The sequence below is a fragment of the Hungatella hominis genome (assembly GCF_014288005.1).
GTDB lineage: Bacteria > Bacillota > Clostridia > Lachnospirales > Lachnospiraceae > Hungatella > Hungatella effluvii.
The window spans coordinates 408,986-424,949 of the sequence record NZ_JACOPB010000001.1; the positions used below are offsets into that span (position 1 = coordinate 408,986).

Consider the following 15,964-nt stretch of genomic DNA (forward strand, 5'->3'; position numbering starts at 1 on the left):
GGAGAGAATCATGGATTACAGGACAAAAGCAATAAAATGTGTAAAGGATACCGTGTTACCTGTTCAGATGCAGTGGTTTCAGGACTGCGGCTTCAATATGGATACATATTGCCAGAAATATGGAGATACAGAGCATTCCTTTGCAAAAGAAATTGAAAAGGGCCATATTTATGAAATGGGTTATCCCAAATGCGTATGTGAGGAAGCACTGGCAGGAGAAAAAGACGCTTCCTTCTGCGAATGCTCCAGACAGAGTATGATATACGTTTTGGAAAATATGATGCCGGAAAAGCACATAGAGGTGGAGATAATCGAAACGGTTTTGAGCGGAGCTGAAAAGTGTCGGTTTAAGGTTACGATCGAATAAGCGGTTTTAAACCGTTTTTTCCAAATTTAAAGCAATGAAAATGTCATCTGACGGGAACGCAGTGGTTTCGTCTGATGACATTTTTATTACCCATAAAGCTGCTTCTCTTTCAGGATACGCAGTGCGATATTCCCTGCCTTTGCACCGGTTGCCCCGTCGTCTCCATTAATATGGACCGCAAAGGAAAAGGCGCCGTTTTTAGATTCTATGAAGCCGATAAACCAGCCGTTGGTGTTTTTTCCATCGACTGTGCCAGTGCCGGTTTTTCCGTACAGTGACGATGTGCCGTCGGAGGAGAGGAAAAGCGCGTCCTTAACGGTCTCCATGTCACGCTCCGAGTACGGAAGCGTGTGGCCGGATAATGCAGCCAGCAGCTTCACCTGTTCCAGAGGAGATATTTTCAAGGAGGATTCCAGCCAGAACCGGGAGAGGCCTCCTGAAAAGTCCAGATTTCCATAGGAGAGGGCGGTAAGCTCCCGTTTGATCGAGTCTTGGCCGCCCTGGCGGTCCAGATTCATAAAATACCAGTTGACGGAGTTCGTCATGGCGGTGTTTAAGTTCTGGTCCCTGTTCCAGGAATCGAAGGGACAAGTTTCTCCGTTCCAGGCCATGGCAGATTCCTCCGCAGTGATGATACCCGCGTCGAGGGCCATCAGGGCGCTGTAGATCTTGTAGGTGGAGTTTGGCGAAATCCTTGTGCGGGCGTCGTCCTCATTGGATATCAGATAACGGTTTTCGGAACTGTCATACAGGACGAAGCTGCCGTCAAAGTTTCCGAAATAGCTGCTCAAATCTTCTAAAGACGCCTGGGGCAGAGCCGCACGATAGCGGTCTGAGGAAAATGCGATAGCGGAGGCGGACGGCGTGGTACAGATCACCAGCGCTGCGGTCAAAAGATACAGCAGCCGGCTCTTTAACCGTCTGTTGCCGGTTTCCCGGCGGTAGGAGGCAATGTACAGAATCCGCTTCCGGATCTCTTTGCGGCTTCCGCCGATGCCGGCTGTCTGCCCAAAGGTCAGATGGGAGAGACTGGCTGCAAAATGAAGCAGGGCATTTCCATAATCACAGGACGCTTTTTCACCAAGAAGCGCCAATACCGCCGTATCGCAGGCAATTTCCCGGTCGCTGTCCATCTCCTTTAAGGCCAGCCAGACCAGAGGATGGAACCAGTAAAAAATCAGGAGGAGGCGGAAAAGAACGCCGCTCATGATATCCTTATGCTTGTAATGCAAAAGCTCATGCAGCAGAATGCAGCGGATCTCGTCTTCCGAGAGACCGGAGAGCCGGGATGCCGGAAGCAGCACACAAGGCGCGGCGATTCCCGCCGTAACCGGGGAGCGCAGCCGGGAGGAAGAACGAAGCGGAATGTCTCTCCGGATTCCAAGCTGCCTCTTACAGTCCTCAAATATGTCCCGCAGGATTGCATCCCGAACGGGAAGGGCAGTCTTCTTTAAAAAATTGACCCGGACCGCGGAAATAAGGGTGAGGACTGCAAGTAAGACCGCTCCTCCAATCCAGAGGGAGAGAAGGGCGAATGCCAGATAACCAGGCATTTCCCGGCTAACCGAAACGGAAAAATCATGGAGCAGTCCCGTGGCTGTAAAAATATTACCGGCAGCCTCCGGGCCCCCGCCCTGCCACGAATCCCCGGCCGGGGCCATCCACAGATCGGCAAGGCGGGAAGTCAGCCTGCCCAGCCATGGAAATGCTTCAGCCAGGAACGGCGCGGCCGCAAGGATCAGGAGAAGAAACCACAGGCGGTAACGGGTTTCCGCTGTCAAGTACCGGTCAAACGCTTTTCGTATGAACATTATGATGCCGCCGGAAACTGCAATGGCGGCACTGCTTTGCAGCAGATAAAGAAGCAGAGATTCTGCCATCTGCTATTCTCCTTCCCCGCTATGCGATAGGAGGCCGCGAAGCTCTTCCAGTTCTTCCTGGGAGATCCGTTCGTCCTTCATATAATTGGCTACCAGTGAGGTCAGATTTCCATTGTAGAACCGATTAAGAAAATGCTCGCTCTCCTGGCTTAAATAGTCTTCCTTTGCTACCAGCGGGGTATATACAAAGACCCTGCTTTTCTTTTCATATGTAATGGCCCCCTTCTGCACGAGGCGCTTAAGAAGCGTCTGGATCGTCTTGGGGCTCCACTCCGTAGCCTCTGAAAGGCAGTCCGTCACCTCGTTGGTGCTAATAGGGGCTTTGCTCCAAATGACTTTCATAACTTCATATTCGGCTTCTGATATCTGCGGCAGCCTGCTCATGATAACCTCCCTGTTCTTACAAATGTAATAGATATATTATACGCGAGCGGAACTCCGCTGTAAAGGGGGCGGGATCAAATATTTGAGCGGGTTTTCTTATGGTTTTCTCAAAGTTTTCTCATTTGACGGATCCGGCAGGACCATGATATACTAGTGCTGGTACTACGGACAGTTAGCAGAAAAACTGGCCCCGGCCGGAGACTGTCCGGCCAATCATACAAGAGGTGCGAGGTAAGACAACATGGTCCAAAACAGGGGAATTAACCAGGACGTGACACAGGAGATGAACCGTTCTCTCCTTTTAAAAAATTTAAGAAGAGAAGGCATGTGTTCCAGGGCATATCTGGCTTCCCTGACAGGGCTGAAACAGGCGACCGTGACCAATATTATGAAGGATTTTTTAAACTGGGGAATCGTCACGGAGGTGGGCTTCCTGAATGGAAGCAAGGGCCGCCGTTCCATCGGCGTATCTATTAATCCGGACCGTTACCGGGTCATCGGCGTGCGCCTTGCGAGAAAGCATTACAGCGTCGGCCTGTTTGATTTGACAGGGACGCAGATAACGAAGAAACGAGTGGATTTTAAACCGGAAGAGCAGCCGGATGCGGAAGATATATTGAACCAGATCGCAGCCGAGATGCGTATTCTGATGAAAAAATACGGAAAGGATACCATACTGGCGGCAGGCATGGCGGTGCCAGGGCCGTTTATAGCGAAGAAAAACCGAATTGCTCTGATCACGGGGGCCGATATCTGGAAGGATGTTGATTTAAAGAAATTCTTTGACAGAGAACTGGACATCCCCGTATTTTTAGAGCACAACGCCAACGCCGGCGCCTATGCCCATATGTGGGACTTAAAGGACGCCTACCGCGATGATATTCTGGTCTACATTGCGGCCGGTCAGGGAATCGGCGCGGGAATTGTGATGGACGGAAAGATTTATAAGGGTGCTCTGGGAACTTCGGGGGAGATTGGTCACATGACTATCGACCGGAACGGAAAGCCTTGCGCCTGCGGCAATAAGGGCTGTCTGGAGCGGTATGCCTCTTCCCTGGAATTAGTGAAGGCGGTATACGGTGACCAGGCGGGCCGGGCAGGATGCAATTTTGAAGATGTGGAACGGCGCATACGCGAAGGCGACCAGTTCTGTATGGACTGCTACCAGCGCGCCTGCGAGAGCCTTGGAATCGGAATTATTAATATTGTCAATGTCATCAATCCGGATATCATCATCATCGGGGATGATATGGCGAGACCGGATCCGGAGCGAATGGAAGCCGTGATCCGTGAAACCGTGCGGGAAGGCATTCTGGCCGACGTGTGGGAGGGACTGACACTGTCGATCAGCACCTATCAGGGCGACCCGATCCTGACGGGAGCGGCAATCGTCGCCATCGACCGGATTTTCGACAGTCCGGGCCAGTTTATCCCGACAACGAGTCAGGCGGGGGCGCCTGCGAGCCCGTCTGACGAATGACGCAAAGTCTACGGAGCGTAGATTGTACCCGCAGGCTTTATGGGGTACAATGGAATACGAGGTGATAGACATGAATACAGAACGCAAAAAGCAGCTTATTATGGAATACAAAAACCGCCATCCGGAGATGGGCGTGATTTCTCTGAAATGCAGGGCTACCGGCGAATCATTTCTGGGAATATCGGGAGATACGAGAACCGCTTTCAACAGCGTCTGCGCCAGATTATCGGGCTCTTCCCATCCGAACCGGCATCTGCAGGAGCTGTGGAATGAGTATGGGGAGGAAGGCTTTGAGCAGTCCGTGATTAAGGTGCTGAAGTATGAAGACCCATGCGAGGACCATACGGAGGAACTGGAGCTGCTCCGGGAGGAATGCTTGGAGGCGGATAAGAAGGCTGTCAAGATCTGGAAATAAAAGAACTGGTACAAGAGCCGGTTGTTGTTTAGAAGAGACCCTAAACTGCGGGGTCTCTTTTGTTTTGCCCGGAATCTGTTACAATGCACGGCCCGCAGTGGGGCCATGAATTGTAACCGGAATCTCCGGCCCGGGAGTTTGAGGTTGAGAATTTTCTGAGAAACGTTTATGATGGTGTAGCAGGGCGTGTTTGAAAAATCACTCCCTGGGGGAAAAAGAAAAAATTGGAGGAGGTATGATATCAAATGTATCGTTTATTAATCGTAGATGATGAACGGGCAACCCTGAATGGACTTTGCAATTATATTCCATGGGATCAAATGGGGTTCATCGTGGAGGGAAGCGCAGCCAATGGAAAGGCTGCTCTTGCATATCTGGAGAATCATACGGTGGATGTGCTTTTATCCGATATCCGTATGCCGGTGATGGATGGCATAGAGCTGGTCGCAAGGGTCCGGGAGCTGGGGTATGACATGGAATGCGTGTTTTTAAGCGCACACAGAGATTTTGAGTATGCAAAGAAGGGGCTGCAGTATGGGGTCCTGGATTATATTTTAAAACCAACCAAATTTGGTGATATCAGGGAAGTGTTCGGGCATGTCAGGGAAAAGCTGGATGAAAAGCGGAAGCGTGAAGAGTTCCGGGAAGAGAATATGGGAAAGGATGTGATCTCCCTGGTAAAGAAGTATGTAGAGACCCATGTCCGCACCGCCAGCTTAGAGGAGGCTGCGGATTACGTCAATATGAATGCCCAATATTTAAGCAGGCTGTATAAGAAAAAAAGCGGACAGAACTTCTCCGATTATGTCATGGAGGTGAAGATGAAGGAATCCCAGCGGCTTCTTGGGGACTCCCGTTATCGGATCAGGGAGGTCAGCGAGATGGTTGGATATACCAATGAAAAAAACTTTGCCCGCGCGTTCCATCTGTTCTGCCAAATGAGTCCCAGAGAGTACCGCGACAGTCAGGCGAATGGAGGAAAAAATCATGAGGCAGAGATTTTATAAGCATAAATACTTTTACAATATGCTGATCAAATTCCTTCTCCCGGTTCTCCTTTCCATCACGGTGGTGGGCGGAGTGGGAACGGCTGTGGGATACTCCTATTTAAAAACCGAGCTGGATCAGACGAACCAGAAGCTTCTGCAGTCTACCCTGTACAGTACGGAGCTGATGTTAAGCGAACTGGATTCCCTGATGCTGGCCTTTGATATTAACCCGGGGATTATCAATAAATGCTATCACGTATTGAATACAGAGTCCCTCGGCTACCAGGAGCATCAGGATTTAACTACCATAGAAACGTTTATCAATGCCCCGGTCAACGCCAGGCAGTACATAGACAGTATTTATATCTATTATCCCAACCCCTATAACCGGTTTATCCGGTCTAACAACAGAGGGGGAATGCTGGGAATCGGGATAGACGAGGGATGGCTTGAAAGCTATCAGGTGCATAAGGATAAAGATAAGACCTGGAGTGAACGCCGCAGGTTGGGAACCACAGGCCGGGATTTAATTACCGTATATCAGATGATGGACTACGATGGTGTGATCCTTCTCAATCTGGATGCACGGTATATGAAAGAACTGCTGGATTCCGCAAAGGTATTTTCCAACCAGTCTGTCTTTATCTGCAGCCAGAACGGAGATGTCCTCCTTCAGACAGGCCCTGTCAGTCTGGAGGAAGCACATGGAAAGGATTCTGTTGTCTATAGCATGGATTCAGAACGGTATCAGTGGTCTTACCAGTCGGCCATTCCCAAGATTGAATTTTACAGGCTTCCGCTTCTGATTGTCAGATACACCTTTGTATGTATTTTGCTGGTTACGTTTTTAGGCATTCTTCTGGCTTATGCGGCCACCCGTCTCAGCTATCGTAATTTTGAGACGCTTCAGGAACTGATGGAGGCGGCCAGAGAAGGCAAGGATATTCACGAATATGAAGTAAAAGAGTCCTCTGACTATTTCGCTTACATCACCAGACAGATGATACAGAATTTCATTGAGCAGGATTTCTTAAGGGTCCAGTTATCGGAGCGGAAATACAAACTCCGCGCTACGGAGCTGTTGGCGATGCAGTCACAGATGAATCCTCATTTTCTGTATAATACGCTGGAAACCGTCAACTGGAAGATCATGGAACAGACGGGGAAGCGCACGGCGGCCAATGATATGCTGGAAGATCTGTCCGAGATTCTGGTTTATTCGCTGGATGAAAGAGAGCAGGCCACCCTTGAGCAGGAGATTCACGTAACGGAATGCTATATCAAGATCTTAAAGGAGCGGTATGGCGAATTATTTCTGGTGGAATGGAGCTATGAAGAGGAGGTGCTTGCAATTCCCGTCGTAAAGTTTGTCCTTCAGCCGCTTTTAGAGAATGCGGTGAATCATGGGATCAGGGAAAAAGAAGGCGGAACAGGCAGAATACGGATAAAGATATTTGTGAAGGGGGAAAAACTGCATATTCATGTGGTGGACAATGGAGCCGGTATAGAGAAAGAAAAGCTTACCCGTCTGCGAAAAGGGCTGGAAGAAGGACGGCTGGGTGACAGCCATATCGGAATATTCAATACGAATAAAAGGCTGCAGCTTGCATATGGAGAAAGCTGCCAGATGAAGATTACCAGCAGAAAGGGCGAAGGAACTGTGGTTATGCTGGTGATACCAATGTCAAGAAATGAGGTAGAAACAGCAAAGAATGATACGTTCTCTTTAAATTAGTCAATCGATGATGTAGTTATCTCGACTTGGACAGGTTGTATAAAAAAAGAGATTTATTTATACTTTTCTTATGAACATTTCCAAGATGAAACGCTAATGAAAAGGAGGAAAAGGAATGAAACGATGGGGGAAACGGGTTACAGCGTTATGTCTGACAGCCGGAATGGTGATGCTTACCGGATGCAGCGCGGCACAGCCGGAAAAGGCCGCAGATACGACGACGGCGACAACGGGGGATACGGCAGCGCCAGCCACAGAGAAAGGGACGGCTGAAAACACGGACGCAGCAGGGCAGGAGGTGTCTTTCCGGTATGAATGGTGGGGAGGCAGCGCTACCCATGAGGCCTATACGAATCTTCAGGCAGCTTATAAGGAACTCCATCCGGAGGTCACGATCGAGCCGGAGTATTCCGCCTTTGACGGATACCAGGAGAAGGTAGTTACCCAGTTAGCCGGCGGCACGGTGGCGGATTTATTCCATATCGATGCGCCCTGGATGATGGAGTGGGTCGGCAGAGGAGATTACTTTACAGACCTTTACCAGCAGGATATTCTGGATTACAGCAGCATCGGAAAAGAACTTCTGGACCAGTACTGTGTTTTTGACGGGAAGCTGCTGGCTGTTCCCATGGGGGTTCAGTGTTCCGGTATGCTGCTGAATACGGTGGCTGCTGAAAAATACGGTTTAAAGATTGATCATCAGCTGACATGGGAAGAGATCATTGAACTGGGAAAAGAGCTTCATGAGAAGGATCCCGACGCCTACTTCTTTTCCGCAGATCATGGACATGTGCTGAATGCTTTGCTGGCGATGATAAAGCAGCGGACCGGCGGTCAGGTGATCAATGATGACTTTACGATTGCATTTACCAAAGAAGATTTACTGTATGTGTATAATCTTATCAAACAGGCCTATGAATCGGGTGTTTTCGAGCCTATGGGGGAGGCGGATCTCTATTACGGTTCTTCCACACCTAACCCCAAGTGGATCAATGGGGAGGAGATTGCCTGCCTGGTGTGGAACAGTGAGTTTACCAAGGTCGATGATTTGCTGGAGGGAAAGGATGAGGCGACTATGATTCTCTGGCCAACCATAGGCGAAGGGGCAAAGCAGGGGTCTTCCCAGATTCGTCCCACCTATCTGGTCGGATTGAGCAATTCTTCTAAGGTACCGGATACTGCGCTGACGTATTTAAACTGGCAGCTCAATGATCCGGAAGCGGCTAAGATTCTCGGGTCTGTCCGTGCAGTCCCGACCACGGAGGCCCAGCAAAAGGCAGCTGTGGAAAATGGAGTGCTGAGACAGCCGGTTATCGATGCTCTGGATGAAGCTTATGGCAATGTCCAGGCCAGGGACAACGGTCCGTCACAAAACAGTGAGTTAAGAGATACCCTTACCGACGAATTCTCCAAGGTTGCTTATGGGATGGCGACTCCGGAAGAAGCGGTAGAGTCGACTTTTACTGCTCTGGAAGAGGTTCTGCAGAGAATTAAAAAGTAAAGAAGAAGCTGCCGCACGGAAGAACGCAAACCGTGCGGCAGCGGCTTTACCGGCGAAAGGAGAATTGCAATGGGCAAAAAAATAAAAAGCTTAAGCCGTGTTGAGGGGCTTATTTACATATCGCCATGGCTCATAGGCTTTCTGGCGCTTCAGCTCTATCCGTTCCTGGCATCACTGTACTATTCCTTCACGGATTATGCCATGGTAGGGACCCCCAATTGGGTCGGATTGGAGAACTTTATAACTATTTTTAAGAAGGACAGAGAAATCTGGCATTCTCTAAAGATTACACTCATTTACGTTGCCATAGCAGTTCCGCTAAAGCTGGCGTTTGCGCTGTTTATCGCCATGCTGCTGAATTTGCGGGTAAAGGGAATCGGCATCTTACGTACGGTATATTATCTGCCGTCCATACTGGGAGGCAGTGTGGCAATCGCTGTACTGTGGCGCTTCCTGTTCTCGGGAAACGGTACCATCAATACCATGCTTTCCTGGTTCGGCATCAAACCGGTGGGCTGGCTCAGTAACCCCAGGATCGCCCTGTTTACGCTGAGCCTTCTGGCAGTCTGGCAGTTCGGGTCTTCTATGGTGGTATTCTTATCCGCCCTTAAAAATGTACCTGCCGAGCTTTATGAATCGGCCAGAGTGGACGGAGCAGGCAGTGTCAGGTGCTTCTGGTCTGTCACGATCCCCCTGATTACCCCTACGATCCTTTTTAATCTGGTTATGCAGCTGGTCTCCGCATTTCAGGAGTTTACGGGAGCGTTTGTCATCACTAACGGCGGCCCCATGAAGTCCACATATCTATATATTTTGAAGGTGTATGATGAAGCCTTTAAGTATTACAAAATGGGGTATGCCTGTGCCTTATCCTGGATTCTGTTTGTGATTATGATCACAGTTACCCTGGTGATTTTCAAATCATCCAACTTATGGGTATTTTACAACGATGGAGGTGGAGCCAGATGAAAAAGAAAATAAGGCGGGGCGTGATGTACGTGTTTCTTATAACCGTGGGAATCATCCTCATTTATCCGCTGGTATGGATGTTCTTTGCCACATTTAAAACGAACGCTGAAATCTTTGGCTCTTCCGCCCTTCTGCCTGCCCATATAAGTCTGAATGCCTATATCGAGGGCTGGAAGTCGGGCGGAGGCGTATACAGTATGGGACATTTTATGAAAAATACGTTCCTGCTGGTGGTACCCAGCGTGCTGCTGACCGTTATATCCAGCACTTTGGTAGGATATGGATTTGCCAGATTTGATTTCCCGTTCAAGGGATTTTTGTTCGCCATGATGCTGTCGACCCTGATGCTTCCAGGTACTGTGACCATGATTCCCAAATATCTTATTTTCAATAAGATGGGCTGGCTCAATACCTACCTGCCTTTTATCGTACCCGCTGCCCTGGGAAGCTCGGCATTTTTGATCTATATGGTACTGCAGTTTATACGGGGAATTCCAACGGAACTGGATGAGTCGGCAAAGCTGGATGGCTGCGGTTCTTTGCGAATCCTGATCTATTTAATCGTGCCGCTGGCAAAGCCGGCGCTGGTATCCTGCGTGATTTTCCAGTCACTATGGAGCTGGAACGATTATTTCAATCCCCTTATTTACATCAACAGTACGAAGAAATTTCCGATTTCCCTGGGACTGCGGCTGATGCTGGACAGTGCCGGAAAGAATGCCTGGGATCAGATCATGGCCATGTCGGTCGTGGCGATTCTTCCCTGTCTGATCCTGTTTGCCGTTGCGCAGAAGACATTTGTGGAAGGCGTGTCCACGGCTGGACTGAAGGGGTAGCGAAGAAGACATGTTAAGGAGCGGAGCGATGGAGTGTAAGTTCAATCAACAGGAATTAGAGAAGATCAGAGAATGGGTATACGGCCATAAAGAGGAATTAAAAGAAGATTTAAGACGGCTGGTGGCTGTCCCAAGCGTCTCCGAACCGGACAGCGGTGAGAATCCGTATGGGAAGGAATGCAAAAAGGTTTTGGAGGAAATGATGGCGATCGCTGTCTCATACGGCCTAACAGCGACCAACTATGAATATCACTTTGCCGGAATGGGACTGCGCCCTTACGTCTATGGGGAGAATGCGATCTCTGTATGGAACCATCTGGACGTAGTGGCGGCGGGAGACGGCTGGACCTTTCCGGCTTATGAGATGAGCGAGAAAGACGGTTTCCTGATCGGAAGAGGAATCCAGGACAATAAGGGACCGGCCGCGGGCGCACTGTACGCGCTGCGGTATCTGAAGGAAGAAGAGGAGCGCCTGGGACTCCGTCATAATTTTGTACTCTTTACAGGCTGCAGCGAAGAGCGGGGCATGGAGGATATGGAGTACTTTATGAGCCATTACAAAATGGATGGCTTTCAGCTGGTGGCAGACTGTGCCTTTCCGCTGGGACATGGGGAAAAGGGGATTTTAAATCTTACTTATGAAAAACAGCTGGAGCCGGACAGCCTGATTCTGGGGCTGTCCGCCGGGAGCAGTGTAAATTCTATTCCGGGTGAAGCGCACATCCGGCTCAAAAAGGTTGCCGGGCTTATGGAAGCTCTGCAGCATTTGGAAAAGAATAGGATTACCGTGGAGGAAGAACCGGAGAGTGTGAAGGTGAAGGCGCTTGGAATCGGGGGCCATGTCGGATTTCCGGAAGGAAGCGTCCATGCGCTGTATGTCCTGACGGAAGCGCTGCAGGATCTGGAATTCTTTCAGGAAGAAGACAGAAGGCTGTTTCAGTTCCTGTGCAGGATGAACGGTGATTTCTATGGAAACGGTGCTGGAATTGCGTGTGAGGATGAGCTTTCAGGAGCGCTTTGCGGAGCGCTGAACATAGCGCGGTATCAAGAGGACGGATCGAAAAAGTACGTATGGATGCAGTCGGATCACCGTTATCCGATTACCGGGGCTGCGGGGGCAGAGATTGGAGAGCGGCTGGTGCATCTGGCCGGACTTTACGGCTGTAAGGCTGTCATTAAAAAGGATGAGAAGCCTTATTATCTGGACCCGGAGAGCGATACGGTGAAAACGGTGATGAGCGCTTACCGCGCGGTAACTGGAAAGGACAGCAGGCCGTTTACCATGAGTGGGGGAACCTATGCCAGAAAACTGCCGAACGCCGTATCGTATGGCATGTCAATGGAAACGAAGAGAATCTATCAGGATCCGAAAAGACCGGGCGCTTCGGGCGACTGTCACCAGCCTGACGAGTCTCTGGACTTTTCCCAGCTTTTGGAGGCTGTTGTCATTTATATTGCCACCCTGCTTGCACTGGATTAAAGAAAACACACGCAAGCATTGGTTGGGGGATAATCAGGAGGAATTGTGATGAATAAGAGAGAACGTGTATTAGCGGTACTGAATAACGAGGAAGTGGACTATGTTCCGGGCTGTTTTTGGCGGCATTTCCCGCCGGAACAGAGCCATGGAGAGATTTTTATCAGAGAGCAGATCAAATTTTACAGGGATATGGATCTGGATTTCTTAAAAATATCCTGTGACGGATATTTTGGCTGGCCGGAAAAGACGCTTATAAACCTGGAGAGCGCCAGACAGCTTTACGGGATGAAGCCGATCGGAAAGGATCACCCCTTTATCCGGGAGCAGGTCGAGCGGGCGAAAGCCATTGTCAGGGAATTAAAGGGAGAATGCTGTGTTTTTTACACCATGTTCTGTCCTCTGTCTTATCTGCGGCTGGAAGTGGGCTGGGATAAAATGATGGAATGTATGAGGGAAGATCCGGACGCGGTCCGCTATGCCTGTGATGTCATAGCGGAGGATGTATGCAGCCTGGTGGAGGGGTTACTGGAGGAGGCCGGATGCGACGGAGTATTCTATAGTGTTCAGAACGCAGAGATCACCAGATTCACCTACGATGAGTACCGCAGCTGGGTAACGCCAAGCGACAAAAAAGTGCTGGCGCAGGCCAATACGCCCGGGCATTATACGATTCTCCACTGCTGTGGCTGGGACGCGGATGAGGCAGGAACCACCAACCGGATGGAGGTATGGAAGGATTATGAGTCGGCTTTAGTCAGCTGGGCCATGTATGTAGACCACCTGGATCCGGTACAGATCCGGGAATTCTTCGGAGGGAGAGCAGCGTGGGGCGGTTTTGACAACCGCAGATGCGGAGTGCTCTACAAGGGAGACAAAGAGGCGATAGAGGAAGAGACCAGGCGGATCATCGCGCTGGGCGGCAAAAAAGGGTTTATATTGGGGCCGGACTGCAGCCTGCCGGACGATATCGATCCGGAACATATCAAATGGGTGCTGGAAACAGCAAGGAGGTGCATCTGATGTATCAGGCAAACGAAAATCGTTACGGACAGATGAAGTATTTTCACTGCGGGAACAGTGGGCTTAAGCTTCCGGCCGTATCGCTGGGATTGTGGCATAATTTTGGAAGCAGGGATAATTTTGACAATATGAAGGCAATGTGTTACACTGCATTTGACCATGGAATCACCCATTTTGATCTGGCCAATAATTACGGTCCTGTGTATGGAAGCGCGGAAGAAAATTTCGGCAGAATCATGGAGCAGGAGCTGCATCCGTACCGGGATGAGCTGGTAATCAGTACAAAAGCAGGGTACGATATGTGGCCGGGGCCGTATGGGGATGGAGGAAGCAGAAAATACCTGATCTCCAGCCTGGATGCCAGCCTGAAACGGATGAAGCTGGACTATGTGGATATTTTCTACCATCACCGCATGGACCCGGATACGCCTCTCATGGAAACCATGATGGCGCTGGATCAGATCGTCAGGAGCGGAAAAGCTCTGTATGCGGGCATTTCCAATTACGATCAGGAGCATACGAAAGAGGCAATGGCGATACTGTCAGATTTAAAATGTCCATTTATCATCAATCAGAGCAGCTATAATATATTCGACCGCCATATAGAGACAGACGGATTAAAGACGTATGCAAAAACTCACGGCTGCGGCATTATCGCATTCAGCCCTCTGGCCCAGGGGATGCTGACTGAGAAGTATCTTCATGGAATCCCTGAGGACAGCCGGATCAGACGAGACGGACGTTTCTTAAAGGAGAGTGCGCTGACTGAAAAACGGTTGTCCCAGATCCGTGCTCTTCATGAAATAGCGGAAGGAAGAGGGCAAAAGCTTGCCCAGATGGCATTGTCCTGGGTATTAAGAGACGGTGACGTGACGAGCGTGTTAATCGGTGCTTCGAGGCCGGAGCAGATTGTGGAGAATATAAAAATAATCGACAGGACAGAATTTTCAAAAGAGGAGTTGGAGGCAATTGAAGAAATCTGTAAATGAGAGAGTAAAAGAGGCCATGAAGGAGCAGGGCGTTGACCTGCTCCTCATAACGCCATCCTCAGATATGGTTTATCTGCTGGGAAATTGTATGATGTCGGATGAGCGTCTGAATGTTTACGTGGTACCGGCGGAAGGGAGAGACTTCCTGTTTGTCAACGACGTATACGGACAGGAGGCGGCCGGATGGGGCATTCCGGAAACAGAAGTGGTTACGTGGAAGGACGGTGAAAATGCGGTCTCCTTACTTCTGGAGCAGCTAAAGAAAAAGAGACTTCCATGCGGAAAAATAGGTGTCGGCGCATCAATGCCGGCTGGATTTCTGGTTCCGCTTCAGGAAGCATTTTTTCAGACACGCTTTGTCCTCCATCGTGAGATCCTGGGCCGGATGAGACGATATAAAAATGAACAGGAACAGAGCCTCATGGAGGAAGCCTGCAGCAGATGCACGGAAGCGTTAAAGGCGGTTATGAAGGCCGGCAGCGGCTGGATTGGTAAAACGGAGGGAGCGTTTGCCGATGCCCTTTGCAGGGAGATGGAGCAGCGGGGGATATCAGAGGCAGGAGCCCTTGTCTGTGCGGGAACCCATGCGGCGGTGCCTCATTATACGGGAAAAGATGGCGTCATTTCAGCGGATGCGTGTCTCCTGGTGGATTTTGGAGGCAAATACATGGGATACTGCTCAGATATGTCGAGAACCTTTTATTTCTATGGCGGCAGCGGAGAGAACGATAAGAGACGGGAGTTCGAGGCCGTGTATGGAATCGTGCTGGCGGCGCTGGAGGCCGGGCAGGGGGCGGCAGTCCTGGGCGGACGGATGGAGGATGTTGACAACGCGGCGAGAAGTGTGATCGCTGGAGCCGGCTACGGGGAGTATTTCACCCACAGGACAGGGCACGGGATCGGAATCGATACCCACGAGGAACCGTGCGCTGCTTCCGGTGATAAAAGTGTAATTGTGCCCGGACTCGCGTTCTCCGTGGAACCGGGCATATACCTGCCCGGAAAATTCGGAATCCGAATTGAGGACCAGATATTTATGACGGCGGACGGCGCCAAAGTTCTCCATGACTATCCACGAAATGAGTGGCTGGTGTGCGGGTGACGGGCTGTGTTCTGCAATAAAATGCGATATGGGCAGTATTTATATGCAGTATTTATGGCATGGAGGAAATACAATGGATTGTGCAAAAGTGGGCCGCTTGATTATGCAGTTCCGAAAAGAAAAAGGAATGACGCAGCAGCAGGTCGCAGACCTTTTAGGAATCAGCAACAAGACTGTCTCCAAGTGGGAGCGTGGTCTGGGCTGTCCGGATGTATCGCTGTGGGATGATCTGTCCACGGTGCTGGGCGCCGACATATTAAAACTGCTTCAGGGAGAATTGAGTCCCAACCGTCCGGATGTGGGCAAGCTGGAAAAAACACTCTTCTATGTATGTCCCACCTGCGGCAATATTCTTGTAAGCACGGGAACCGCGTCGATTTCCTGCTGCGGGAGAAAGTTAAAACCGTTAATTCCGGTTACGTGCTCGGAGGAACATAAGGCTGTCCTGAGGGAAATTGACTTGGAGTATTATGTGACCGTGAATCATGATATGCGCAAGGATCATTATATTTCTTTTGCTGCCCTTGTCTACCATGACCGTATCTATTTAAACCGGCTGTATCCGGAGCAGAACCCGGAATTCCGACTGCCGATGGTAAGGAAGGGCGGGTATTTATATCTTTACTGTACACAGCATGGGCTGCAGAAGTGCCCGATCGCGCAGATCACCAGGGAACATGAAAGGATCACGGACTGAAAGAGCTGTTATCAGAGACGGCGGTTTTGAGTAAAATCAAAATCGCCGTTTTTTTTCTATTTTTCTGTTGACATTTTCCTAAAATGTGGTATTGTTTAACTAGAAATATTAATTAATTGA

At 50.0% G+C, this 15,964-nt stretch carries 15 protein-coding genes; 13 read left to right on the forward strand and 2 right to left on the reverse strand.

Annotated features, from left to right (window positions below; genetic code table 11):
- Positions 1–10 precede the first annotated feature (10 nt).
- Entirely contained in the window at positions 11–367 is a 357-nt protein-coding gene (locus tag H8S75_RS01860; protein ID WP_187018914.1) for a hypothetical protein, read from the forward strand.
- Positions 368–453: 86 nt separating this feature from the next.
- Here the strand turns inward: H8S75_RS01860 and H8S75_RS01865 are convergent, their stop codons facing one another.
- Together H8S75_RS01865 and H8S75_RS01870 are read right to left on the reverse strand one after the other, a co-directional pair.
- Positions 454–2,247, reverse strand: coding sequence for a BlaR1 family beta-lactam sensor/signal transducer (locus tag H8S75_RS01865; protein ID WP_187018916.1), 1,794 nt, complete (start codon positions 2,245–2,247; stop codon positions 454–456).
- Positions 2,248–2,250: 3 nt separating this feature from the next.
- The gene (locus tag H8S75_RS01870) at positions 2,251–2,631 is read right to left on the reverse strand and encodes a BlaI/MecI/CopY family transcriptional regulator (protein WP_055660737.1); all 381 of its coding nucleotides are present in this window, start codon (positions 2,629–2,631) and stop codon (positions 2,251–2,253) included.
- A 241-nt stretch (positions 2,632–2,872) separates the two neighbouring features.
- On the opposite strand from H8S75_RS01870, the gene H8S75_RS01875 reads away from it, so the two are divergent.
- The 12 genes from H8S75_RS01875 (at position 2,873) to H8S75_RS01930 (ending at position 15,844) form a co-directional block, all read left to right on the forward strand.
- Positions 2,873–4,111 (forward strand): ROK family protein, encoded by a 1,239-nt coding sequence (locus H8S75_RS01875; protein WP_187018918.1) that lies wholly within the window; start codon positions 2,873–2,875, stop codon positions 4,109–4,111.
- A gap of 70 nt (positions 4,112–4,181) precedes the next feature.
- Positions 4,182–4,526 (forward strand): GIY-YIG nuclease family protein, encoded by a 345-nt coding sequence (locus H8S75_RS01880; RefSeq protein ID WP_187018920.1) that lies wholly within the window; start codon positions 4,182–4,184, stop codon positions 4,524–4,526.
- Positions 4,527–4,771: 245 nt separating this feature from the next.
- Entirely contained in the window at positions 4,772–5,533 is a 762-nt protein-coding gene (locus tag H8S75_RS01885; RefSeq protein WP_187018922.1) for a response regulator transcription factor, read from the forward strand.
- A complete protein-coding gene (locus H8S75_RS01890; RefSeq protein WP_187018924.1) occupies positions 5,514–7,250 on the forward strand; it encodes a sensor histidine kinase in 1,737 nt (578 codons plus the stop codon). Before H8S75_RS01885 ends, H8S75_RS01890 begins: the two co-directional genes overlap by 20 nt.
- 115 nt (positions 7,251–7,365) lie before the next feature.
- On the forward strand, positions 7,366–8,751 hold the full coding sequence (locus H8S75_RS01895; RefSeq protein WP_187018926.1) for an ABC transporter substrate-binding protein: 1,386 nt from the start codon (positions 7,366–7,368) through the stop codon (positions 8,749–8,751).
- Positions 8,752–8,820: 69 nt separating this feature from the next.
- Positions 8,821–9,720, forward strand: coding sequence for a carbohydrate ABC transporter permease (locus tag H8S75_RS01900; RefSeq protein WP_187018928.1), 900 nt, complete (start codon positions 8,821–8,823; stop codon positions 9,718–9,720).
- A complete protein-coding gene (locus H8S75_RS01905; protein ID WP_187018930.1) occupies positions 9,717–10,556 on the forward strand; it encodes a carbohydrate ABC transporter permease in 840 nt (279 codons plus the stop codon). Before H8S75_RS01900 ends, H8S75_RS01905 begins: the two co-directional genes overlap by 4 nt.
- A gap of 28 nt (positions 10,557–10,584) precedes the next feature.
- Positions 10,585–12,036, forward strand: coding sequence for a Sapep family Mn(2+)-dependent dipeptidase (locus tag H8S75_RS01910; protein WP_187018931.1), 1,452 nt, complete (start codon positions 10,585–10,587; stop codon positions 12,034–12,036).
- Between the two features lie 48 nt (positions 12,037–12,084).
- Entirely contained in the window at positions 12,085–13,056 is a 972-nt protein-coding gene (locus H8S75_RS01915; protein ID WP_187018933.1) for a uroporphyrinogen decarboxylase family protein, read from the forward strand.
- Entirely contained in the window at positions 13,056–14,045 is a 990-nt protein-coding gene (gene mgrA / locus H8S75_RS01920; RefSeq protein WP_279288616.1) for an L-glyceraldehyde 3-phosphate reductase, read from the forward strand. The genes H8S75_RS01915 and mgrA overlap by 1 nt, the downstream gene beginning before the upstream one ends.
- Positions 14,026–15,147: a M24 family metallopeptidase gene (locus tag H8S75_RS01925; RefSeq protein WP_187018934.1), complete on the forward strand. Its 1,122-nt coding sequence runs from the start codon at positions 14,026–14,028 to the stop codon at positions 15,145–15,147. Before mgrA ends, H8S75_RS01925 begins: the two co-directional genes overlap by 20 nt.
- Positions 15,148–15,220: 73 nt before the next feature.
- A complete protein-coding gene (locus tag H8S75_RS01930) occupies positions 15,221–15,844 on the forward strand; it encodes a helix-turn-helix domain-containing protein (protein WP_187018936.1) in 624 nt (207 codons plus the stop codon).
- The last annotated feature ends 120 nt before the right edge of the window (positions 15,845–15,964 follow it).